Source organism: Bacillus sp. FJAT-47783 (assembly GCF_022808615.1).
In the GTDB taxonomy this organism is placed as follows: Bacteria; Bacillota; Bacilli; order Bacillales; family Aeribacillaceae; genus Bacillus_BZ.
In genome coordinates, this window is record NZ_JAKZKS010000017.1 from 50,173 (window position 1) to 71,967 (window position 21,795).

Sequence of the window (21,795 nt, forward strand, 5' to 3'; positions counted from 1 at the left end):
TCAAATCACTAGCGAATCCATTTACTACCTTTTCTCTATTCGTTATACTTAGTAAAGAATTGATTAGGAAAGGATGAGAGGATAATGGCAAGAACGGAATCCAATATGCTCCCACTTGGATCATCGGCACCTTATTTTGAATTAGAAAATCCAATAACGGGTGGAACTACGAGCCTCGATGAAGTTAAATCGGATGTTGCAACCGTGATCATGTTTATCTGTAATCACTGTCCATTTGTCATTCACGTTCAAGAGGAATTAGTTCGACTAGCAAAAGATTATCAACCGAAAGGCATTTCATTCGTTGCCATTAATGCGAATGATGTTGAAAACTATCCGGAAGATTCACCTGAGAACATGAAAAAACGCGCAGAAGAGCTAGGTTACCCATTCCCTTATTTATTTGATGAAACGCAAGAGGTAGCTAAAGCTTATGAAGCAGCCTGTACACCTGACTTTTTCGTATTTGATCAAAACCTTCATTTAGTATATAGAGGTCAATTAGACGATTCCCGTCCTGGAAATGACGAGCCAGTAACGGGTGAAAGTATTCGGGCAGCATTAGATGCAATTTTGAAAGGTGAATCTGTTCCTTCACATCAAAAACCGAGCCTAGGTTGCAATATTAAATGGAAAGAATCATAAACGTAAAAATACAGCAGCAAAGGGACTGTCCGAAAAGTAGTATTTACGCCCCGAAATCTAAAAAGAAAAACCTAAAGAATGTTGATTTTACAGCATTCTTTAGGTCTTAGTTTTAAACATACACTTTTTGGAAATTACGATCCTAATATCTTTACCTTGACGGTTTTCCGGCCAAATCTTTTTGCCTCTTTTAATGACGGGATGAATACATCAATCCGTTTCCCGTTGATTGCACCACCTGTATCTTCCGCAGTCGCATAGCCATACCCTTCTACATATACTTTTGAACCTAGTGGGATAACATCCGGATCAACAGCAATCACTTTTTGGTTAGGGTTTGCGCGTAAATCTACTCCTGTTGCTGTTATACCAGAACAGCCTTTACAATAAGCTGTATATGCTGTCGCTTCAACGGAAAGCTCTTTTATGATGTTTTGGTCATTAGTTAAGTTGTCTTTCTTTGATTGAGCTTTATGTTCCGCTTTTCGTTCGTTTTCAACTGGCCTGTCTTTATTTAACTGAACGACTAACTTATCACCAGGAAAAATAGCTTTCGATTCTAAGTCATTCCATTTTAGTAAATCTTCAATCGATACGTTATAGTCTTTTGAGATCGACCATAGTGTATCACCTTCATCAATCGTTACGATTTTTGTAGGAGATACATATAATAGCTGTTCTGGATATATCGTCGTTGATGTTAATTGGTTCCATTTCATTAAGTTTTCAACTGTCGTATTCGTTTCCTGTGATATATTCCAAAGCGTATCGCCTTTTTTAACGACTCGCTCGGCTGCTTTTATATGTTGAGCAGAAAAGCCTGTTAAGAAAGCAACTGTCAAAATTGTAAACAAACTTTTTTTCATGTGTAAGTCCTCCTTCTGTTAACTCAAAAGATGTCAACTGGAGGCATACTAACAAAGAAATATATCAAATAGATTACAAGGGTATTTTGAATTATTTACATTCTTATATCAAGGAAAAATGTACCTGAAATATTGGAAATAACCGTGTCTTTTCTTCCTTAAATGGTAGTTCATACCTAAGTTAAGTAAACCGAATTGTTGTTTGATAATTTTATCGATTTACATAATGTTTTTATTGTCATCTGATGAAATGGTGAAAGCAAACAAAAAAATACCCGCTTTTCATACAGCAAAGCGGAATGGACTTGAATCTGTTATTCAACAAAGGAGTATTTAGTGTATTTTCTTCTACTTTATTGCATGAGTTTAGTCTTTAAGCGTTCATACTCTTCCTCTGTGATCTCACCTTTTGCCAATCGTTCTTTTAAAATATCCATATAGTTTGTACTTGTTGCTCGATTGTTCCCATTAATATAATTTTTCATTAAATAAAAAGCTAAGATGATTAACAATCCCCAGAAAAAAAACATGCCAATCATCATTCCTCCATGAATGCCTGTGTATCCATTAAACCAGTGCATCCATTATCAACTCCTTTCTATACTTAGACATTAACAGAGATGTGTGCAGAAAGTTTCGAGAAGTTATTCCCATTTGTAACCAACACCCCAAACAGTTTTTAGGTGGGCATCGATTGGAAAACCTACTTTACGACATTTGTCCCTAATATTCCGCACATGCGAATCGACTGTTCTCCCTTCCGTTTCTGAATCAAATCCCCATACTTGTTCAATTAATTTTTCTCTACTAAACACAACTTTTGGATGTTTGAGTAATAGGCCGATCATTTTAAATTCTTTCGGAGTCATTGTAATATGTTGTCCTTTATACTTTAATTCATGCTGCTCGCCATCCCATAAAAGTCCATTAAATTCTATCTTTAGTAAATGGTGTGTTCTTCGTAAGACAGATTCAATCCTTGCCAATAAAATAGATTCCTCAAAAGGTTTTGTAATATAATCATCCGCACCTATTTTTAATCCTTTGACCATATCAGAATTACGATCACGTGCCGTGATCATGATAATCGGGATATCTGAAAATTGACGAATGTTCCTAGCTGTTTCCCAGCCGTCCATTTCAGGTAACATGATATCTAGAAGAACTAAATCGAATTCCTCCATCTCAACTAAATGGAGGGCTCCTTTTCCATCACTAACCGTGTAACAGCTGTATCCTTTTGGCTCTAAGTACAGCTTTAATAGTTGCTGCATTCTTACTTCATCATCAACAATTAAAATTTTTGTCATGGTCACCCTCACTCACCTTGCAAAAAAATTGAAAAGGTTGTTCCTTTTCCTATTTCACTTTCCACTTCTATATGTCCTTCATGCCTATCAATTATTTCTTTCGCGATTGTTAACCCTAGTCCACTTCCACCTGTTGCACGTGAACGTGATTTATCTAATCTGTATAAGCGGTCCCAAATTTTTGAAATCTCATCTTTAGGAATTCCGAATCCTTGATCACAAACCTTTATTACCACCCATCTCCCTTCTTTAACGGCCGATATCGATACATTTGTATTTGAATCAGAATATTTTAAAGCGTTATCAATTAAATTATTCATGACTTGTCCAATCCGAATGGGATCAATCTCGATTATTATGTCATCATCGCATGAAGTATGTAACGAAATATTTTTTTCTTCAAATGCTGGCATAAATTTCATGATCAATTGTTGAAGAAATTCCTTTAGTTGAACACGCTCTTTTTGAATGAAAAACTGATTTTGGTCCATCTTTGCAAGGTCAAAAAAATTTTTCACAAGCTTTGTTAAGTTTGACGCTTCCTCTTGAATGATTGTAATAAATTCTTCTCGTTCTTTTTTAGACAAGTTAGGTCGATTTAAAATATCTGCATAGCCTTTCAAATAAGTTAATGGTGTCCTTAACTCATGAGAGATACTGGATAGAAACTCTGATCGTTCTTTCTTTAACCGTTCTAAATCATCCGAAAGTCTCTGGATTGATCGAGCGAGGTCTCCTAATTCATCTTCTCGATAAATATCTAAAACGACCTCACTCTTACCTTCACTCAATTTTTCTGTCACTTTCTTCATTTGAATTAATGGCATCGTAATAAACCTAGATAACAAGAGTAGTGTAATGATGGAAATAATCGTAGCAATGGCACCAACAATGATAAATTGACTCGTTAAATTTTGAACCATTTGTCTTATTTCCCCTGTATCTAAAAGCATGTAAACATACCCCTTAACATCCTCATCTATGCGAATGGGGCTAATGGTAGCTAAATAAGGGGCTGTTTTCCATTTCGATTCAACGACTACTCCGTGGTGCGAAAAGTCCATCGTTTTCCCTTTTTCAATTAATTTGTCCTGCTCTTCATTAAGAGGATTCGATGAGTTTAATACATGAAATTGACTATTCGTAATCGCTACTACTGTTTCGGCTTCTGATTCCATTAGGGCCACATGCTCTATCGTTAAAGGGTCGAAATTTTTTTCTAATACATCTCTGTGACTCATCCCGCGAGATAAAAGATTATCGATTTCACTTTGAACTCTCTCATTTACGAGAGAAAAATAGAGAAAGAAAAAAAGCATCGATTCAATTAATAAAATGAAAATAAAAAAGAGCATCCCCAACTTAAACGATAGTGATTTTATGATTATCAACTCCCTGTGTAGCCTAAAATATAATTTCAATCATTCATTTATAAAGTCTCACAACCGATTCTTAACAGGAATGTTTCCCTTCCCGACTTGCTGATCATTACCTTTGTAAGATGCCCTTTTTTCATCAATTCCGCATCTTCCTTTCATTAGCGTACTAAACATTTATCAAGAAATTGTGCAGAATATCCCTAGTTTTGATTCATCTTAAATGAATGAAAATATGTCAACATTTTTTCATCATTTCTGCAAAGTTTCTGAACACATTTTCTAGATAATAAAAGCAAATAAAGAAAGGAGTTGAGAAAAATGAAAAAAATGATGATCATTGGTTTGATCGCCATTGGATTAATTGTTGGAATTGGAACAACTACTTTAGCACATAGAGCTGGATTCGACAATGACAATATAAACAATTATCATCGAATGCAGTGGGGTAACCACATGGATTGGAGAGAGCAACCGTTTCATCACATGTATGAAAACAAAGTAGATTTTGAAGAAATGAAAGACCACATGAAAGATGTTCATCCTAATTGGGATAATCAAATGATAGAAGAAATGTATAGAGAGTGTCATGGTACCATTCAATGACGAATTTTCTGTATGATTTGAATGAAAATCAAAGAAGTCGCATCGTTTTCACCTTCAAATAGAAAACGATACGACTTCAATTTTAAGATTCTTTAATCTTTTAACATATGAAATACTTGCTCGACGTCTTTATCACCACGCCCAGAAATGTTGATGATGATAATACTATCGCTTGACATCGTAGGAGCTAGTTTCATCGCGTACGCTACAGCATGAGCGCTTTCGAGTGCAGGTATGATCCCTTCTGTTTTGGATAATTCTTGAAAGGCATCTAAAACTTCTTCATTTGTAACGGTTACATACTCTGCTCTTTCACTCGTTTTCAAATAGCTATGCTCTGGACCGATACCAGGATAATCAAGCCCGGCAGCAATCGAATACGTTTTGGCAGGCTCTCCTTTTTCATCAAGTAATGTTAAACATTTAAAGCCGTGCAGGACTGCCGGAACGCCTTTTGTTAAGCTAGCAGCTTGTTCTGGTTCTACGCCAATGAGTCTTACGTTTAGTTCATCAATATAATGAGCAAATGCACCGATGGCGTTACTCCCTCCACCGATGGCAGCAATGACAACATCCGGAAGACGACCTTCTTTTTCAATTATTTGACGCTTGCTTTCTTCGCTAATAACACTTTGAAAATGTTTTACCATACTTGGAAACGGATGAGGTCCGACGGCACTACCGAGTAAATAAAAGGTAGTTTCATAGTTTTCGACTAAATCGTTCAGTGCTTCGTCAACAGCATCTTTGAGTCGTCCTTGTCCTTTACTTACAGGTATGACTTTGGCCCCTAAAAGTTCCATCCGAAAAACATTCAACGCTTGACGTTTCGTGTCTTCTTCTCCCATATAAATCGTACAATCAATACCGAACATCGCACAAGCTGTTGCTGTTGCAACTCCGTGTTGTCCCGCACCTGTTTCCGCGATAATACGGCGAACGCCCATCCGTTTTGCAAGTAATATTTGCCCGATTACGTTATTGATTTTATGGGCTCCTGTATGATTTAAATCCTCACGTTTTAAGTAAATTTTGGCTCCGCCTAGCTTTTCGGTTAATCGTCTAGCATATGTAAGCGGGTTTTCACGCCCAACAAATTCTTTTAAATAAAACTTAAATTCTTCAATAAACGATGGATCATTCTTCGCCTTTTCAAATTCCTCGTCTAAAATACTTAACACATTTTGCAATTCGTTTGGAACGAAACTTCCGCCAAATTCTCCAAAAAACCCTTTTTCTTGACTCATCTCAACTATCTCTCCTCTATAAAAATGTTAACTTATTATAGCATAGAAGATGTATTGGTTTGAAGGGAAAGTTAAGAATCTTTTGATTTCTTTGTCATATTCTCAAACCATATTTGCTAGCGGTAATGTAATCGAAAAAGTAGTTGAATGTTCGTTTGATGTGCAGTTGATTTTCCCATTATGGCTTTCGATAATTTTTTTGCATATATATAAACCGATGCCTGTTCCTAATTCCTTCGTTGTAAAAAATGGTTCAAAAATAATATCAATAATCTCTTTTGGAATAACCGGGCCATTATTGGAAATGAATACTTCAACTTCATTCTCTTTTATCCTACATTCGATGATTATTTTTCTCGGATATCTCACTTGCTGCAGAGCATAAATGGAGTTCAGAAGAATATTCAGGAAAACTTGCCTTAGTTCCTCTTTATTGGCATAAATCTTAATGTCAGGATCAATTTTTGTTTCAACAGTCACGTCTCCATCAACGATGCTCGGATAAATGAATTCAAGTACTCCTTGTATCAATTCGGACAAAGAATTCCTCTTTTTTTCTCCAAAAAGGATCTCTTTTTTTGAAGTATGCAGAAATTTTGTAATTTGAGAGTTTAGTTGATGTAGTTCACGCTCTATAATATCAATATACTTCAAAGTGGGGTATTCACTTTTTATGAGCTTTGTAAAACCGAGGATGGTCGTTAATGGGTTTCTAAATTCATGAACGAAACTTGAGGACATCTGTCCTAAAATCGTCAATCTTTCTTTATGAGTTAGATCAATAAAAAGTTCTTTTTCTTGTAATTGTTCTTCCTTTATTTCTGTATATCTCTTTACAGCATAATACGTGAATTGATCAAATAATTGATTAATATCTTCAATAAGTGCTGGCAAGCTTTCGACTGGTATTCCCGAACTTACAACCCATTTCATGATTTCACTTCGTCCTGCATTCACATTGTAAGCAAAATCACTAATATTCATTTCGGCATCTGCTCTTTCAAAGGCAACTTTATAAGCGAGTTCTCGAATATCATCTTCAGTTAATGAATATTCAAGCGTTTGCTTGACTAACTCATACATTTTTATTCCATTTATGTATACTTTATCTTTATGAATATCTGTTTCAGAAATCATGGCCTTTTGTCGCCAAGACTTAACAAAAGTAGTGACATTGTTTTCTAAATAATTCAAGAGTTGTTTGCGAATATCATCCATCTATCAAACCCACTTTCGTCCTTCTGCTATGGGAATAATCACTGTTTTTATTAATAATACCACATTACAGCGTGAAATTAGGAATTTTTCAAAGGTGTTTGAATATTTCCATCTTAATCACTTGTTATTAAAAAAACTTCATTCAGTATTGGTCTTTCAGCTCGTTAAGAGGGGGTGAAACCATCCATAAAAAGGAAGAAATGCTGCGCAAACACAGCATTTCTCAGTCGATATCATATCGATCAAAATCGATGCTTATATAAATGAATGAATTTGCAAAAACATTTAGACCGCCAAATGACTTTTGATTCCTACTTTTAATAATTCTTTCACAGCATATGCGAAGCCGTTTTCATCATTAGACTTTGTAATATAGTCTGCATGATCCTTTATTTCTTGTGGGGCATTTTCCATCGCTATTTTAGTTGTTGCCACTTCAAATTGACCGAGGTCGTTTCCCCCATCGCCAAATGCGTAAATTTCATCAAACGAGAGACTCTTCATGTTTTGGTAGCGTAAAATTGCTTTTCCTTTATGGGCTTCGCCAGATGTGATTTCGACATTATTTGGAAATGATGAGGCGATTGAAATGTCATCACGTTTTCGGAGAACGTCCTTTACTTCTTTTATTTTCTCAAGATTATCATGATGGACTAAGGCAATTAGTTTATATATTTTTAGATTTTCCATGTTCAATATCGATTCATAGTTGAACTTGCGGAACATTTTCTCGATTTCATCCCAGTTCATGCTGTGTAATGGTGGCAATGTAGACGGAAGACCACCTTCGTTTGTATAGACAAGGACGCCGACATTTAACTTCATTAATGTTGTGAAAATTTCTTTATATGCCTTTACGTCAATTGTTGCTTCATACATAAGCTCTCTTTTCTCCGAATAAAGAACTGAGCCATTGACACAAAAAATTGGTATTTCAAGCTGTTTTACCGCTTCAATTTTCATCACATCTGGAAAAGCACGGCCCGTATTTAAAATGACTGTATGTCCTTCTTCTTTCAATTCACGTAAAACAGCTAAATTTTCGTCCGAAATTTCATGCTGAGAATTGAGTAATGTACCATCTAGATCAATTGAAAAACATTTCATCGTTTTATCATAATTCCTTTCCGTCATTTTAGAATAAAAAATGTGAGGGTTAAAATAGAAGGTAGCCCCTTAGTTTACTGATTCTAAAGGGGATTTCACTTTTCATAGTTTACTATAAAATTATGCCGAATCACAAACTATTCACTGAACTTTAATGAATAGATAGTGATTTTCTAATCTTTTCTTCTTGCGTTTTGGTGGCTTATTCAGTATGATTTTTTATGTAAACGGTTTAAAGGTAAGACGACTGATGTCTGATTATATATATTTAAGGAGTTAGCAGGATGAAAGAGAGATTGTTATTTTTTATGCTTGGTTTATTTATTTTAACGTTAGGTGTCGGACTAATTATTAAATCAGGGCTTGGTGCTTCCGCTTGGGATGCTTTAGCGGTTGGTGAATCAAACATGTTCGGTATGACGGTAGGAACATGTGTATTTATTAACGGAATCGTATTAATCTTCATTAACTCCATTCTATTAAAGAAAAGACCAGAAATTTTAGCTGCTGCAACGATTTTATTGATTGGCGTCTTAATTGACTTTTGGTTAATAATGGTTTTACAACCTTTATCACCACAGCATCTGTTCTTACAATTTGCTTACTTAATTGCCGGCATTCTTACGATGGGAATTGGCATTGCGATATACTTACAAGCAAAATTTCCAGCGAGTCCAATGGATACATTAATGGTAGCGGTTCATAAACGATTTGGCCTTAATCTTCGAAGTGCACGAATCATTAGTGAAGGATTCGCTTTAATGCTTGCCTTTCTTTTTAAAGGTGCGATTGGAGTTGGAACCATTGTCGTAACGTTAACATTAGGATTCGTTGTCCAGTTATCATTTCCTTTTTGTGAGGAGCTCATGAAAAAAATCCGCAGAGAACCTGCCGTTAAATAATTATTCTCAAAAACGCCTTCATCTTTTCGAGTAAGATGAAGGCGTTTTTTTGTTCTTTACGGTTTTGGGTTAATCGACCAAGAAAGGAAGAACATGAAAAAGATAAATAGGTTTAAGGCAATCCCCCATAAAATCATATCGTTTGAAAAACATAATGGTACCTGTCCTATTTCACTTCCGTTTGTTGTGAATATACTGTAGTTAGGGAGGGTGTGATGGATGGAAAAGGATAGCCGATTACTCGAACTTGCAGGTGTTTGGACTCAAACAGCTGGTACAGCAATTGCCTCTATTGGACATACAATCATAATAAAAGTAGAATCAATGGAAGCAGAAGAGCTGGCGACAAAACTTGTCATCATAGGAAATACATTAGAAGCGGTCGGAAACTCCTTTCAAGCCATTGCAACATCTAAATCAAATGAACAACAAAAAGGCCAATCCTTTTCCGTTCTTGGTGGATGGCTTCAAGCTGGTGGTAACTCAACAAATGCTGTTGCAAATGCGATGTCTTTAAAACATGATGAGTTCGATACTCTAAGATTAGATTTAACAGGAGATGTGATCCAATCCATCGGTGCAGCTTTTGAAGCTGTTGGTGCCAGTGTAAGTGACTCTGAATTTGCCAAATTAAAGCTTTCCGGTTTATCGTTACAGTCTGCGGGAGCAGCTATCGAAGCCATTGGCATTTTAAATATTTTAAACGGAAAAGAAAAGCAAGGTGAGCAAATTGTTGCGTTTGGTAGCTATGCGCAAACAGCAGGAGCAACCATTGCAGCCATTGCAACAACGAAGGAATTTGAAGTGGAATTGGAGGAATAGTAGAGTTATCCGAAAATATGTTCAATTAATGGATATGTTTCTTCTCTTTAAGGCTCGATCACAGGGTTGCTGCTCTAGTCCGTCATAATACTTACACAAATTGTAAAATAGAGCGAAGCAACCCTTTTTATATTTAAGATTTCTCTAAGTAACGAAACAGTGTTGTTTTGCTGAGTCCTGTCATTTCGGTAATTTCTTTAATTGAATAGTCTTTACTCTTATACATTTTAATTGCAATCTCTACTTTATCTTCTCTCTTGGTAGGTCTACCGCCCTTTTTCCCTCTGGACCTTGCCGCTTGCAACCCTGATTTTGTCCGTTCACTAATGGTATCTCGTTCCAGTTCTGCAATACTTGCCACGGTACGAAAGGAAAATTTTCCCATCACCGTCGAGGTATCAGGGGTAACAACAGCGTAGCTGTCATTACCCGCAACAAACAGTAAATATGTGTAAAATCGAAAAATGACTTAAAGTTTCCACTTTTAGTCATTTCTGTTTTTCTATAGGGCGTATTACTCAACTAACGAATATAAGAAATTCTTTCCATTTCTAATGCATCCTTAAGCCATCTTGGATGCATGTTCAGGAGATTTTCTGGTAAATGATTAAAGTCGAAATAGTCCGCATCTAATGTCTCTTCGCTTTTTCTATTTAGAGTTCCACCTATAACTTCACATTCAAAACAAGTTGTAATAAAGTGACTTACATTACCATTTGGATATGAAAAAACCTGAGAAACAGGATCAGAATAAACTCCTATTAACCTATTAACTTTGACTCTCAAACCGGTTTCTTCCCTAATTTCTCTGATGATTGCTTCCTCCACAGTTTCTCCTGGCTCAACATGACCCGATGGAATTCCCCATAATCCGTTATCTGCACGTTTCATTAAAAGAACTCGCTGTTTTTTATCAAAAATAATGCCTGCAACTCCTGCTTTGATATTGTCTGGCCAAGAAAAGCAAGGAGAAATCCATTTTTTTATGTTTATATTACTGTCAAATAAACTCTTTAAATTTGGTATCGTAGCATCTGGATTGCGGAAATCTCTTGCTGATGGAAACTTTTTAACATTTTGGTCTGATACCAAAATGGCCGATATTCCTGCCTGATGTGCACCCAAAATATCAGTATATGGATTATCACCAACCATTACTGCTCTGGAGGATGGAATAAAATCTTCAAGTGCCTCTTTAAACATATAAGGATAAGGCTTTCCAACAACGATAGGTCTTTTCTCCGTTGAAACTCGAATCGCTTCCACTATTGCCCCAACAGCAGGTAAAGGACCTTCAGGGGTTGGAAACGTTCTGTCTGCATTTGTGGCAACAAATTTGGATCCTTTATGAATAAATTTTGCTGCTTTCTGGATATCATGAAAAGACGCATTATCGTCCCACCCAACAACAACGGCTTCTACATTGGTTTGATCTTTTATATTGATACCAACTTGTTGACATTCCCATTTTAAATTTTCATCACTTAAAACAAATGCAGTTCTGACTTTTTCATGGTGTAAATATTGTGCGGTCAACCAACCAGACGTAATTACTTCTTCGCTGCTAGCTTCTATACCTAGATTACTTAACCGTTTTGCTGTTTTTTCCCGTGTTGTACATGGATTATTAGTTAAAAATCTAATCTCTTTCTTTTCTTTTCGAAGACGCCTAAGTGATTCTACTACCTCAGGAAGTGGTTCTGATCCTATATAAATTACTCCATCTAAGTCAAATAAAAATACATCAAATTCATCAGCTATCATAATATTCTCTCCTTGGAACAGTTCTGAAACCTTCCATTACTTATTTGACGGATCGATAAAGAACGAAGGGAGGGTAATCCCATTCCTGTGTCCATTGGCTAAATTTATGTTCTTGTTCAATCCTTTTTAATTCCTCATAAGGAATATCTCGTAAAGTTGGTTCTAGTTGTTCGATATTTCGGAAACCTACCTCTTTCAGAACTTCCTGATACATTGATTTTGGCCAGTGAAAGTCATGTAATATAAGATCCTCTTGGTTCTCTATATGTAACCATTCTTGTCGTGCTTCTCCACTTATATATTTTTTTCCTGGTATACCATTTCGAAACGTAGAAAACTCGATACCTGTTGAGTCAGGGTTTGTATCTAAAATAACAAATGGTGAATCAGGTTTTAGTACTCGATAAATCTCTATCATAATTCGCCGAATCCTATCTTTATTTTCCGTATTAATAAATACATAACAGGTCATGGCTCCGTCAACTGAATTATTCTCAAGAAAAGACAACTGGTCATTTTCAATCAAATGATAATCTACGTTTGGATGGTTTCTTTTTTCCTGAGCAATGTCGAGCATTTCTTTTGATTCATCTACAGCAATGATGTTTAGGTTCGTACTTTTGGACAATCTATAAGCTACTTTTCCCGGTCCGCATCCATAGTCAAGTATATTTTTTACATTGGGATTTGAAAGGAAAGTTTCAAAGACAAAGCGAAATCCTAAAGTTTGTTCGAGTATATCATTGTAAACTTCAAATTTATTAGCAATGGTTCCTTCTTTAAAAGAAGTTTTCATAATCTACTTCTCCTCCTCGGCTAGATTTATTTTACAATTGTTGTGAATTTTGAAGGCCATTTATTAATAACAAAATGCTGATAAACTGGGAGTAAGTTTTCATATAAGGAAGTATCAATTGGTCTTTTATAAGCAATGTATTGATACAAACTAAAAAGTAATAGAACTTGCTTCCAGTATTCAGGTAAATCCAATTTTTTAATGTCTAAACTTGACATTTTAATCTGATCTTTTCTTAATAAAGCCTCATATTCTAGCACAGTTTCAATCGAAGGCCAATTATTTATAGAAGGCATTTTAGGGAATTCAAATTTAGGCTTCATGTTTCGTGGGTCAGATTTAGCTTCCTGAAGCACCTTTTCAGTCCATTCATCATCCGGCTGATAAATGTGGATGGAGCCAACATTATGAAAATACTCTCCTAATTCCAGGTTAAGATCTCTGGCCATTAATTCTTGAATAAATGTAAATGAAAAAAGATCACTTATGATTCCACGAAAAGCATCATTTGCACGCATATAAGATGCCATATATAGTTTATTTTCTCTTACAAAAAATTGCAGACCTAATGTGCAAGAAATATCAATATTGTTTGGTACCATTAATTCAGTTGCATCAAAGATCTGTATAAATGCTCTTTTGGAATCAGGATCTTCATGTGTTAATAAATCTTTTATTTGTTTCCATTGATTTATTTTGGCATTGCCAAATTCAAAGATTTTCGGTCCATATGCTGTCCCCGTTAATGTTTTTCCATTCATTGAATATTCAGGCATTTTTTTGTTATAGTAACTAATAAAATCAAGGCTATTATCACCTGATAAATACCATAAAACTTCTGCAAAATTAAAAACAATATTCGTTTTTCGGCTTGGTAAATAACAGACACGTTCTACAGGGTTTTTAATACTCAAGTTATAATTAAGCTTCTCACGACTATGGTTACCACGTGGTGCATTGAAAAATTGTGGGTTGTGATAAGTATCATAAAGTGTTTCTATATAAGCCTCGTGGAAATTACTGTATTGCATATGTACCTCCTTCTAAACGAATTGTAAGTACTGTTTTTCGATTTCTCTTAAATAATCATCTTCTTTTTGATAACGGATAGATATTACATTAGCGACAGCATCAAGGCCTTTTATTAAAAATGCGTAGTCTTTTCCTTCTTCAAGCAGCAGAATAATTGGTTTATTTAAAGCAGAAGCCCATCCAATTTCTATATGGGTTCCCGGGGAAGCTGGTGAACCCGGAAAGGCAACGAAAAGATCGCATGTACTGATTTCTTTGAAATCTATTGCAGTACATTCTTCGGGTGTCATAAAGTCCTTTCCCCACCCTTCACGTTTGTGCGCATTATGGACTGAAAAACCTCTTTCTTCAAAAAAAGATATAAGATTTAACAACTTTTGTTTTTCATGATTGGCCATCATTCCTGTTTTTGGATCAACTAGACTTTTAAATGGTCCTGCAAGAAACACTTTTTTGTTTTGACTCATTTCTTATCACCCCTAATAAAAAATTAAAACCACTTCAATTAGAAAGTGGTTTATTAACGAGAGCATTTAATAAAAATTATTCATTAATGCTTACGCATTTTCCCCACTTTCCTACGCCGGTACAAACCAGATCAGGTTCAAAGAGTTAAAGACTTTTAGTCTTTTCTCAGCTTTTAACACAAAAGCACCCCTAGTGAATTTTTATTTTGTTGTAAAAGAGTTCCATATAAACGTAACACAAATTCGTTGAATAGTCTATAAGTTCCGATTCCTATTTTGGGTTAGAAATTTATAGAAAATTTAATAGATTATTGTTTGATAATATACCACGAGTGTTGATTAACCAATAAAATCCAGAAAAAACAACAAAAAAGGACACCTTTCCTGTAGAATGTAAGTACCAGCAAACAAACCAAGGAAGAGGTGTCCCTTATGAAAAAGAATACCACGCTCCCGAATTTACTGCAAAAGATTATTTCTGAAGAATTAATTTCATCTATTTATTTTACATTTATTGTAATCATTATGACGGACAGAGCAGTAACCCTGTGATCGAGCCTTTAAGTGTGTTGTTCCATATAATGTATCACCTTATCTCTTTCGTGTTATTGATTTTAAATGGATAGGATTTTGATACAAATGATTTCTTAATGGTATAGTTATTTTGGAGGGATATTCATGTTACTGTCTTCATTGGCTAATAAAATCATTAATCAAGTTCGTAAATTGACGAAAGAACAGCTAATTATCACGGATCAAGATGGGCAGATCATTGCTAGTACGTTAAAAGAACGAATAGGTCAATTTCATGAAGGAGCCTTGTTAGCTTGTAACAATAAAGAGACGGTTCGAATTACACCGGAAAATGAAAAGCAATTTAAAGGTGAAGTGAAAGCCGGGTTATGTCTTCCTATTTTTTTTCACCAAGAAGCCGTTGGAGCGATTGGGATTACGGGTCATCCGGAATCGATTGAAGAATACGGGGAATTGTTAAAAAAAATGACGGAGCTGCTTATTCAAGAAAGTTATTACTATGACCAAAACGAATGGATGCAACGAGCGTATGAAACGTTTTTATTTGATTGGTTGAATAATGAAGAGTGGACAGAGGATTTTTATAAACGGGCCGATGTATTACATATTGACTTAACAACAAAAAAGCAAGTAATCATGATAAGTTTTGAATCCCCTCATGTCTCAAACGCCCATCACTTGCTAGCTGATTTGAAAAATTTGTTTCAAACAGACGGAAAGCTTATTTTACGATGGGGACATGGAAAGTTTGTGATGATTCACAACGTCAACATAAAAGAGAAAACACAAGAATTAAAAGGCTTTCTTGAACAAATCCTTCATTATTGTCTTCATTACTACCGAATGGAAGTACGGATTGGTGTTGGGCATATCGTCCCTTCTACTCATATTAAAGAGTCCTTCACTTTTGCCGAACGGGCATTAAAGGTCACTTCTTTAGAACGGCCCATCGTATTTGAAGATGAGCTTGGGCTAGAAATCTGTCTTCAAGAAGTTCATACAAAAACGAAAAAACAGCTGATTCACCGTGTCCTTGGGAAGATTGTTCAAGAGAAAGAACTTCTTGAAACGTTGCGGACATTACTTCAATGTAATCATTCGTTAAAGGAAACAGCTCAAACATTACATATTCATATCAATACACTCCATTATCGGTTAAAAAAAATTGAAGAGCTAACAGGATATAATCCTAGAGTTATGAAAGATATCGTTACATTATATATCGCTATGCAGTTTTTGTGTGAACATCCAATTAATATTAATGAAAACGATTGATTTTCGTGTATTTATCCATAGCGGGGATTCCCTGCTTTTTTTTATGCTTAAATAAAGAATATTGGAGGTGCTGGATGTGTTACAAAAGGAAGTAAAAGAACGATTACAGCAAATCGTTGGAATAGAAAATGTGGAGGACTCTCCTGCTTCAAGACTTGCTTACTCTTATGATGCGACACCACAATTTCAAGCGATGCCAGATGCGGTTGTGGCACCGAGAAATACAGAAGAAGTCGCACAAGTCATTAAAGTTTGTAATGAATTTAAAATCCCCGTTGTTCCACGCGGGTCTGGGACGAATCTTTGTGCGGGAACATGTCCAGAGGAAGCTGGGATTGTTCTCATCTTTAAACATATGAACAAAATTATCGAGATTGATGAAGATAATTTAACTGTTACCGTTCAACCGGGCGTTATTACATTACAATTAATTGAAGAAGTCGAGAAAAAAGGCTTATTTTATCCACCCGATCCTAGTTCGATGAAAATTTCGACAATCGGTGGAAATATTAATGAAAATTCGGGCGGTTTACGCGGATTAAAGTATGGCGTAACAAGAGACTATGTTTTAGGATTGGAAATTGTGTTGCCAAATGGGGAAATTGTTAAAACAGGTGGAAAGCTAGCAAAAGATGTAGCTGGATATGATTTAACAAGACTTTTCGTCGGCTCTGAAGGAACATTAGGGGTCATTACCGAAGCGACACTAAAACTGATTCCAATGCCTGATACAAAGAAAACGATGCTTGCCCTTTATCAAGATTTGGAAGCTGCGGCACGTTCGGTTTCAAAAATTATCGCGAATAAAATCATTCCGACAACACTTGAATTTTTAGACCAACCGACACTTGAAGTCGTCGAAGACTTTGCGAAAATAGGATTGCCTACGGATGTGAAAGCTGTCCTTTTAATCGAACAAGATGGCATAAAAGAACAAGTCGATAAAGATATGGATGCGATGAAAGAAATTTGTCTTCAAGAAGATGCAGTGTCTGTTCAAGTGGCTCAATCAGAGGAAGAAGCGAATCAATTACGCCTTGCGCGCCGTTCTGCCCTGTCTGCCTTAGCAAGATTAAAACCGACAACGATTTTAGAAGATGCAACAGTTCCTCGCTCTGAAATTGCTAAGATGGTAAAAGCGATTGAAGAAATCGCCAAAGAATACAATGTCCGTATTTGTACATTTGGTCATGCCGGAGATGGGAACTTACATCCAACTTGTTTAACGGATGTTCGAGACAAAGAAGAGTTAGAACGAGTTGAAAAAGCGTTTGAAGCGATTTTCCAAAAATCCATCGAACTTGGCGGTACGATAACTGGAGAGCATGGGGTTGGAATTATGAAAGCTCCTTATTTACACTTAAAGCTCGGAGAAAGTGGCATAGAGGCGATGAAAGCCATTAAGCATTCACTTGATCCAAATAACATTATGAATCCAGGAAAAGTTTTTGCAAAAAGTGAAAGAAAGCGTGTGGTGGTCACATCATGACAAAAACAATAGAAAAAGAGATTCAACAACAATTTCAAGAACGATTAAATGATGACGAATTGCTTAATTGTATGCGATGCGGATTTTGCCTTCCATCATGCCCAACGTATATTGAAACAGGTGGAAATGAAGTTCACTCTCCACGTGGACGTATTGCTTTAATGAAAGCAGTAAAAGATGGACTCATCGAACCGGATGAAGAAGTGGAAAAGTCATTAAATATGTGTCTTGGCTGCCGGGCGTGTGAGCCTGTTTGCCCATCTGGTGTCAATTATGGACATCTTCTTGAAGAAGTTCGTGACATTATCTCACAAAAGAAAAAACAATCGATGCCCGTTAAAGTGCTTCGCCGAGTTGTTTTTAAAGAACTTTTTCCTCATCCAAACAGGATGAACCGTGCCGTCTCTCTTCTCGGCATTTATCAGCGTTCAGGACTTCAAAAAGCTGTACGAAATCTGAAGCTATTAAATGTGCTTCCGGAACATATGCGGACAATGGAAAAAGTATTACCGTCCATTCCGCCTGCGAAAGAAAGGAAAAAACATCCTGATAAAATTCAGACGAAAAACAAACCATTAAAACGCGTTGCCTTTTTTACCGGTTGTTTAATGGATACGATGTTTCGAGAGACGAATAATGCAACAATTAAACTATTACAGTTAGCAGGTTGTGAGATTGTCATCCCCCCTTCGCAAAATTGTTGCGGTGCCCTTCATGGTCATAGCGGGGAAAAAGAGTTAGCAAAAGATTTAGCAAAACAAAATATTGAAGCGTTTGAAAACCTTCAAGTTGATTATATTATTTTAAACGCTGGTGGTTGCGGCGCGTTTTTATGTGAGTATGACCATCTTCTTGGTAATGATCCAGAATGGGCAGAGCGAGCGAAAAGGTTTGCTGAAAAAATTAAAGATATATCGGAAGTACTGGTAGAAGTAGATTTTCATAATCGCTATCGCCTCGAACTTAATGACCAAGTGGTCACCTACCAAGATTCATGCCACTTACGCAACGTGATGAAAACTGCTCAAGCACCGCGAACATTATTAAAAGCAATTAACGGAGTGGATTTCCGCGAAATGAAAGAAGCGGATCGATGTTGTGGTTCAGCAGGCGTTTATAACATTGTACAACCAGAAATGTCGATGCAAATTCTTGACCAGAAAATGAAACACGTTAAAGATACGAAAGCAACAACGATCGTGACCGCTAACCCTGGATGTTTACTCCAAATGAAACTTGGAATTGAACGAGAAGGTCAAAAACATGTAAGAGCGGTTCATATTGTGGATTTGTTATTAGAGGCGGTAAAAACGAATGAACAGCTCGATCCATCACATATGTAAAAAATAGACTTGCCTTTGGCGAGTCTATTTTCTATTTTGATAATATTTTTAGGAATTAATGGAGTCTTCGTTGTCATCTTGTGGAGCTTTTTCAAGAAATGTAGAAGTTCCTACATGACTTTGAGCGAATTGGATCTTCATTTTCAGGTCTATTTTCTTAGAAAAAATCAACAATTATCGTCAGGAGCCCTACTTCATGAAACAGGAACATTTATTTAAAAAAGAGACGACCCTTCATATAATAAGGTCGTCTCTTAAGAAATAAGTTTTGGAAGTTTTACAGATACCGTTGTTCCTCTTTCTTTTTGACTATCAAATTCGATCGTTCCTTTATGGCGTTTCACAATTTTTGTACAAACCGCCAATCCTAACCCCGTTCCCTTTTCCTTTGTTGAGTAAAATAGTTCCCCGAGCCTTTTTATTCGTTCTTGCTCAATCCCTCCCCCATTATCTTTTATTGACACGATCACTTCTTCTTTTTCTTCGAGTAAATAAATATGGATGCTCCCATTCCTTTTGTCTAAACTTGCTTCAATCGCTTCAATACTGTTTTTTATAATGTTGATAAACACTTGTTTCAATTGGTTTGGATCTCCTGAAATATAGACTGGTTTCGGTAGTTGATGAAGCTTAATAGTTGTATTATTCATATTTGCTTCAGCATCCATGAATAATGCAATCACATGAAGCAACTTTTGCAGGTCAACTTTTTCAAACGTCACCTCTTCATTTTTTCCGAGGTATAGCATTTCGCTTGTGATGGTGTTCATCCGATCGATTTCAGACATCATAAGTTCTAAATAGGTTTGATTTAACGTATTGGTTTCATTCATGAGTTGAACAAATCCTTTAATCGACGTGAGAGGATTTCGAATCTCATGCGCAACAGACGCTGCTAATTGTCCCATGACATACATTTTTTCATTTTTGATCATCAATTCTTCATTTCTTTTTTGTTCTGTTATATCTTTTGCAATCCCATAAACCCCTGTCACGTTATGATCAACAATAATCGGGAGGAGTGTACAGCGAACTGTTCGACGTTGATTTTCAATTTTTTGTAGCACAAGCTCAAATGTTTTCGCCTTTCCTTTTAACACTTGTTTGAATAATTGAAAAAATCGATCTTTGTCTTTTTTATCGACAAGATCCATAAAAGGTATTCCTTCAATGTTTTCTTCTTTTACATATAACATCTTTTTACCGGCTTGGTTTAAAGAGAGTAGCTTCCCTTCTAAATCTAATTCAATGACCGCATCTGGGTTATGCTGAAACAAGGATTCGTAGCGAAGCGTACTTTTTTCAAGCTGATTTTCTTTTTCTTTTAAGGCGTTCGTAGATAAAAATAATTGTTTCGTTCGTTGTTCAACTAAAAAATACAATAGAATTCCTGTCATCAATGTAAATATCCAACCTTTATACCGTTGAAACATTAAAAAATCTTCTATCCCATTTTGACTAAATAAAAATGAGAAATAATCCGTAAAAATAATCCACAACCCGCCTAAGGAGACATACGTAAGAGCAATTTTTATGGCTATTCGATGAGGTGAATCATTCATGTTTACTCTCCTAAGTTTAAGAATTAATCAGAAATCACTTCATTTTATCATTAAATCATTTTTTAAGGAATAATACAAAAGGTACTCGTTTTTATGTAATTTACATACACTCGGTACCCGAAAATCATTTGGTATAACTCAATTCTATTCTTAAATTATGTATAAAAGTCAAAAGAAGATTCATCCTAACTAAATAGAAATGAATTTTTGGAGAACGATTTATAATATGATTAAGGGAGACGGTACAATGACATTTATACCTCAACAACATGTCACACTTCATGGTTTTAATAATTTAACCAAGTCTCTTAGCTTTAATATGTATGATATTTGCTATACAAAAACGAAAAGTGAGCGAGAAGCTTACATTGAATATATTGACGATTTTTATAGTGCAGAACGTCTAACTTCTATCCTTACGAATGTTTCAGATCTCATTGGCGCACACGTTTTAAACATTGCACAACAAGATTACGTCCCGCAAGGTGCAAGTGTCACGATGCTTGTATCAGAAGGCCCGGTTGTAGAAGTTCCAGAAGAAACGTATGAAGAAACACCGGGACCATTACCGGAAGCTGTTGTCATGTCATTAGATAAAAGTCATATTACGGTTCATACATATCCAGAATATCACCCGGAAGAAGGGATTAGTACGTTTCGAGCGGATATTGATGTTTCAACATGTGGAGAGATTTCTCCGCTTAAAGCACTGCATTATTTGATCCATTCGTTTGAACCCGATATTATGGTCATTGATTACCGAGTAAGAGGCTTTACACGTGATATTAATGGACATAAATTATTCATCGATCACGATATCACGTCCATTCAAAATTATATCCCCGAAGATATTCAAGTGAAATACGATATGATTGACGTAAATGTGTATCAAGAACATACTTTTCATACAAAATGTAAACTAAGAGAATTTGATTTAGATCAATATCTCTTTGGTGACACAAAAGAACAATTAGATAAGAAAGATTTCGACGATATTACGGCTTTATTAAAACACGAAATGGATGAAATTTTTTATGGCAAAAACATGAATCCGCCACCTACTAAGAATGATTGAAAATGGAAAGTGAGGAGAACAAAATGGAAAATTCTTTATTATATTTACGAGAAACGTTATCAAATTATTTGGAAAGAAGTCATCGATCACATGCGATATATAAGAAAATATTAAAGGGGAATTTTTCAACGGTTTCTTCATTTGTAGAAAGCTTAAATCAAGAAGAAGTTGACTTGCTGAACGAGATCTTACCCGAAGAATTGAATTATGCACGTAATGAAAAAGATCAAAAACGTTATCAAGAATTATTTGAAGTATACGAACAATTGTATTGAGAAAAGGGGCTGTTTAAAAAGTCCATTTTCGCGAAAAACACGCTAAAATTAAGACATCAGGAATGCTGTAAACCAACATTCTTG

Annotated in this window: 21 protein-coding genes, 1 pseudogene and 1 riboswitch; of the genes and pseudogenes, 9 read left to right on the forward strand and 13 right to left on the reverse strand. The window is 35.7% G+C overall.

Annotation, left to right across the window (positions count from 1 at the left end):
• Nucleotides 1–84: 84 nt before the first annotated feature.
• Nucleotides 85–645 (forward strand): thioredoxin family protein, encoded by a 561-nt coding sequence (locus MLD65_RS12440; RefSeq protein ID WP_243292190.1) that lies wholly within the window; start codon nt 85–87, stop codon nt 643–645.
• Between the two features lie 134 nt (nt 646–779).
• Here the strand turns inward: MLD65_RS12440 and MLD65_RS12445 are convergent, their stop codons facing one another.
• The 4 genes from MLD65_RS12445 to MLD65_RS12460 all read right to left on the reverse strand — a co-directional run bounded on the left by MLD65_RS12445 (nt 780) and on the right by MLD65_RS12460 (nt 3,999).
• Nucleotides 780–1,511, reverse strand: coding sequence for a 3D domain-containing protein (locus tag MLD65_RS12445; RefSeq protein ID WP_243292191.1), 732 nt, complete (start codon nt 1,509–1,511; stop codon nt 780–782).
• A gap of 353 nt (nt 1,512–1,864) precedes the next feature.
• The gene (locus MLD65_RS12450; protein ID WP_243292192.1) at nt 1,865–2,092 is read right to left on the reverse strand and encodes an SHOCT domain-containing protein; all 228 of its coding nucleotides are present in this window, start codon (nt 2,090–2,092) and stop codon (nt 1,865–1,867) included.
• A 63-nt stretch (nt 2,093–2,155) separates the two neighbouring features.
• The gene (locus MLD65_RS12455) at nt 2,156–2,821 is read right to left on the reverse strand and encodes a response regulator transcription factor (RefSeq protein WP_243292193.1); all 666 of its coding nucleotides are present in this window, start codon (nt 2,819–2,821) and stop codon (nt 2,156–2,158) included.
• 8 nt (nt 2,822–2,829) lie between these two features.
• On the reverse strand, nt 2,830–3,999 hold the full coding sequence (locus MLD65_RS12460) for a sensor histidine kinase (RefSeq protein ID WP_347709300.1): 1,170 nt from the start codon (nt 3,997–3,999) through the stop codon (nt 2,830–2,832).
• A gap of 519 nt (nt 4,000–4,518) precedes the next feature.
• Here MLD65_RS12460 and MLD65_RS12465 point away from each other — a divergent pair.
• A complete protein-coding gene (locus tag MLD65_RS12465) occupies nt 4,519–4,803 on the forward strand; it encodes a hypothetical protein (protein ID WP_243292194.1) in 285 nt (94 codons plus the stop codon).
• A gap of 92 nt (nt 4,804–4,895) precedes the next feature.
• Here the strand turns inward: MLD65_RS12465 and trpB are convergent, their stop codons facing one another.
• From trpB to MLD65_RS12480, 3 genes are all read right to left on the reverse strand, one after another.
• Nucleotides 4,896–6,050 (reverse strand): tryptophan synthase subunit beta, encoded by a 1,155-nt coding sequence (trpB, locus tag MLD65_RS12470; protein WP_279326067.1) that lies wholly within the window; start codon nt 6,048–6,050, stop codon nt 4,896–4,898.
• Between the two features lie 102 nt (nt 6,051–6,152).
• Nucleotides 6,153–7,268: a sensor histidine kinase gene (locus tag MLD65_RS12475; RefSeq protein ID WP_243292195.1), complete on the reverse strand. Its 1,116-nt coding sequence runs from the start codon at nt 7,266–7,268 to the stop codon at nt 6,153–6,155.
• 285 nt (nt 7,269–7,553) lie between these two features.
• Nucleotides 7,554–8,375 (reverse strand): Cof-type HAD-IIB family hydrolase, encoded by an 822-nt coding sequence (locus MLD65_RS12480; protein ID WP_243292196.1) that lies wholly within the window; start codon nt 8,373–8,375, stop codon nt 7,554–7,556.
• A gap of 284 nt (nt 8,376–8,659) precedes the next feature.
• Here MLD65_RS12480 and MLD65_RS12485 point away from each other — a divergent pair, with 284 nt between their 5' ends.
• Complete coding sequence (locus MLD65_RS12485; protein WP_243292197.1) at nt 8,660–9,277, forward strand: YczE/YyaS/YitT family protein; 618 nt, start codon at nt 8,660–8,662, stop codon at nt 9,275–9,277.
• Nucleotides 9,278–9,496: 219 nt separating this feature from the next.
• A complete protein-coding gene (locus MLD65_RS12490) occupies nt 9,497–10,099 on the forward strand; it encodes a DUF6944 family repetitive protein (RefSeq protein ID WP_243292198.1) in 603 nt (200 codons plus the stop codon).
• A 133-nt stretch (nt 10,100–10,232) separates the two neighbouring features.
• Here MLD65_RS12490 and MLD65_RS12495 read toward each other — a convergent pair.
• The 5 genes and pseudogenes from MLD65_RS12495 to MLD65_RS12515 form a co-directional block, all read right to left on the reverse strand.
• Nucleotides 10,233–10,499, reverse strand: a pseudogene (locus MLD65_RS12495) (recombinase family protein); the annotation flags it as partial.
• Between the two features lie 122 nt (nt 10,500–10,621).
• Nucleotides 10,622–11,863, reverse strand: coding sequence for an HAD-IIA family hydrolase (locus MLD65_RS12500; protein ID WP_243292199.1), 1,242 nt, complete (start codon nt 11,861–11,863; stop codon nt 10,622–10,624).
• Between the two features lie 40 nt (nt 11,864–11,903).
• Nucleotides 11,904–12,659, reverse strand: coding sequence for a class I SAM-dependent methyltransferase (locus MLD65_RS12505; RefSeq protein ID WP_243292200.1), 756 nt, complete (start codon nt 12,657–12,659; stop codon nt 11,904–11,906).
• 26 nt (nt 12,660–12,685) lie between these two features.
• Nucleotides 12,686–13,690 (reverse strand): thymidylate synthase, encoded by a 1,005-nt coding sequence (locus tag MLD65_RS12510; RefSeq protein WP_243292201.1) that lies wholly within the window; start codon nt 13,688–13,690, stop codon nt 12,686–12,688.
• 12 nt (nt 13,691–13,702) lie between these two features.
• Complete coding sequence (locus tag MLD65_RS12515; RefSeq protein ID WP_144463686.1) at nt 13,703–14,158, reverse strand: nucleoside 2-deoxyribosyltransferase; 456 nt, start codon at nt 14,156–14,158, stop codon at nt 13,703–13,705.
• Between the two features lie 91 nt (nt 14,159–14,249).
• A riboswitch (TPP riboswitch) is annotated at nt 14,250–14,360 on the reverse strand.
• A gap of 476 nt (nt 14,361–14,836) precedes the next feature.
• On the opposite strand from MLD65_RS12515, the gene MLD65_RS12520 reads away from it, so the two are divergent.
• The 3 genes from MLD65_RS12520 to MLD65_RS12530 all read left to right on the forward strand — a co-directional run bounded on the left by MLD65_RS12520 (nt 14,837) and on the right by MLD65_RS12530 (nt 18,799).
• The gene (locus tag MLD65_RS12520) at nt 14,837–15,967 is read left to right on the forward strand and encodes a CdaR family transcriptional regulator (RefSeq protein WP_243292202.1); all 1,131 of its coding nucleotides are present in this window, start codon (nt 14,837–14,839) and stop codon (nt 15,965–15,967) included.
• Nucleotides 15,968–16,043: 76 nt separating this feature from the next.
• Nucleotides 16,044–17,456: a glycolate oxidase subunit GlcD gene (gene glcD / locus MLD65_RS12525; protein ID WP_243292203.1), complete on the forward strand. Its 1,413-nt coding sequence runs from the start codon at nt 16,044–16,046 to the stop codon at nt 17,454–17,456.
• Nucleotides 17,453–18,799: a (Fe-S)-binding protein gene (locus MLD65_RS12530; RefSeq protein WP_243292204.1), complete on the forward strand. Its 1,347-nt coding sequence runs from the start codon at nt 17,453–17,455 to the stop codon at nt 18,797–18,799. The genes glcD and MLD65_RS12530 overlap by 4 nt, the downstream gene beginning before the upstream one ends.
• A 254-nt stretch (nt 18,800–19,053) precedes the next feature.
• Here MLD65_RS12530 and MLD65_RS12535 read toward each other — a convergent pair whose 3' ends face one another.
• Nucleotides 19,054–20,361, reverse strand: a complete 1,308-nt coding sequence (locus MLD65_RS12535) for an ATP-binding protein (protein ID WP_243292205.1) — start codon at nt 20,359–20,361, stop codon at nt 19,054–19,056.
• A 247-nt stretch (nt 20,362–20,608) separates the two neighbouring features.
• Between MLD65_RS12535 and speD the strand changes: the two genes are divergently transcribed.
• Both speD and MLD65_RS12545 read left to right on the forward strand, forming a co-directional pair.
• Nucleotides 20,609–21,436 carry an adenosylmethionine decarboxylase gene (speD, locus tag MLD65_RS12540; RefSeq protein ID WP_243292206.1) on the forward strand — a complete coding sequence of 276 codons (828 nt, stop codon included), beginning with the start codon at nt 20,609–20,611 and terminating at the stop codon, nt 21,434–21,436.
• Between the two features lie 23 nt (nt 21,437–21,459).
• Nucleotides 21,460–21,711 carry a sigma-G-dependent sporulation-specific acid-soluble spore protein CsgA gene (locus tag MLD65_RS12545; RefSeq protein ID WP_243292207.1) on the forward strand — a complete coding sequence of 84 codons (252 nt, stop codon included), beginning with the start codon at nt 21,460–21,462 and terminating at the stop codon, nt 21,709–21,711.
• Nucleotides 21,712–21,795: the final 84 nt, after the last annotated feature.

Coding starts and splice junctions, on each gene's coding strand:
- MLD65_RS12480 (WP_243292196.1), bottom strand. CDS start 8,375: ATGAAATGTTTTTCAATTGATCTAGATGGTACATTACTCAATTCTCAG.
- MLD65_RS12460 (WP_347709300.1), bottom strand. CDS start 3,999: ATGGAATCAGAAGCCGAAACAGTAGTAGCGATTACGAATAGTCAATTT.
- trpB (WP_279326067.1), bottom strand. CDS start 6,050: ATGAGTCAAGAAAAAGGGTTTTTTGGAGAATTTGGCGGAAGTTTCGTT.
- MLD65_RS12490 (WP_243292198.1), top strand. CDS start 9,497: ATGGAAAAGGATAGCCGATTACTCGAACTTGCAGGTGTTTGGACTCAA.
- MLD65_RS12475 (WP_243292195.1), bottom strand. CDS start 7,268: ATGGATGATATTCGCAAACAACTCTTGAATTATTTAGAAAACAATGTC.
- MLD65_RS12485 (WP_243292197.1), top strand. CDS start 8,660: ATGAAAGAGAGATTGTTATTTTTTATGCTTGGTTTATTTATTTTAACG.
- MLD65_RS12440 (WP_243292190.1), top strand. CDS start 85: ATGGCAAGAACGGAATCCAATATGCTCCCACTTGGATCATCGGCACCT.
- speD (WP_243292206.1), top strand. CDS start 20,609: ATGACATTTATACCTCAACAACATGTCACACTTCATGGTTTTAATAAT.
- MLD65_RS12450 (WP_243292192.1), bottom strand. CDS start 2,092: ATGCACTGGTTTAATGGATACACAGGCATTCATGGAGGAATGATGATT.
- MLD65_RS12545 (WP_243292207.1), top strand. CDS start 21,460: ATGGAAAATTCTTTATTATATTTACGAGAAACGTTATCAAATTATTTG.
- MLD65_RS12520 (WP_243292202.1), top strand. CDS start 14,837: ATGTTACTGTCTTCATTGGCTAATAAAATCATTAATCAAGTTCGTAAA.
- MLD65_RS12505 (WP_243292200.1), bottom strand. CDS start 12,659: ATGAAAACTTCTTTTAAAGAAGGAACCATTGCTAATAAATTTGAAGTT.
- MLD65_RS12515 (WP_144463686.1), bottom strand. CDS start 14,158: ATGAGTCAAAACAAAAAAGTGTTTCTTGCAGGACCATTTAAAAGTCTA.
- MLD65_RS12510 (WP_243292201.1), bottom strand. CDS start 13,690: ATGCAATACAGTAATTTCCACGAGGCTTATATAGAAACACTTTATGAT.
- MLD65_RS12530 (WP_243292204.1), top strand. CDS start 17,453: ATGACAAAAACAATAGAAAAAGAGATTCAACAACAATTTCAAGAACGA.
- MLD65_RS12455 (WP_243292193.1), bottom strand. CDS start 2,821: ATGACAAAAATTTTAATTGTTGATGATGAAGTAAGAATGCAGCAACTA.
- MLD65_RS12500 (WP_243292199.1), bottom strand. CDS start 11,863: ATGATAGCTGATGAATTTGATGTATTTTTATTTGACTTAGATGGAGTA.
- MLD65_RS12445 (WP_243292191.1), bottom strand. CDS start 1,511: ATGAAAAAAAGTTTGTTTACAATTTTGACAGTTGCTTTCTTAACAGGC.
- MLD65_RS12465 (WP_243292194.1), top strand. CDS start 4,519: ATGAAAAAAATGATGATCATTGGTTTGATCGCCATTGGATTAATTGTT.
- MLD65_RS12535 (WP_243292205.1), bottom strand. CDS start 20,361: ATGAATGATTCACCTCATCGAATAGCCATAAAAATTGCTCTTACGTAT.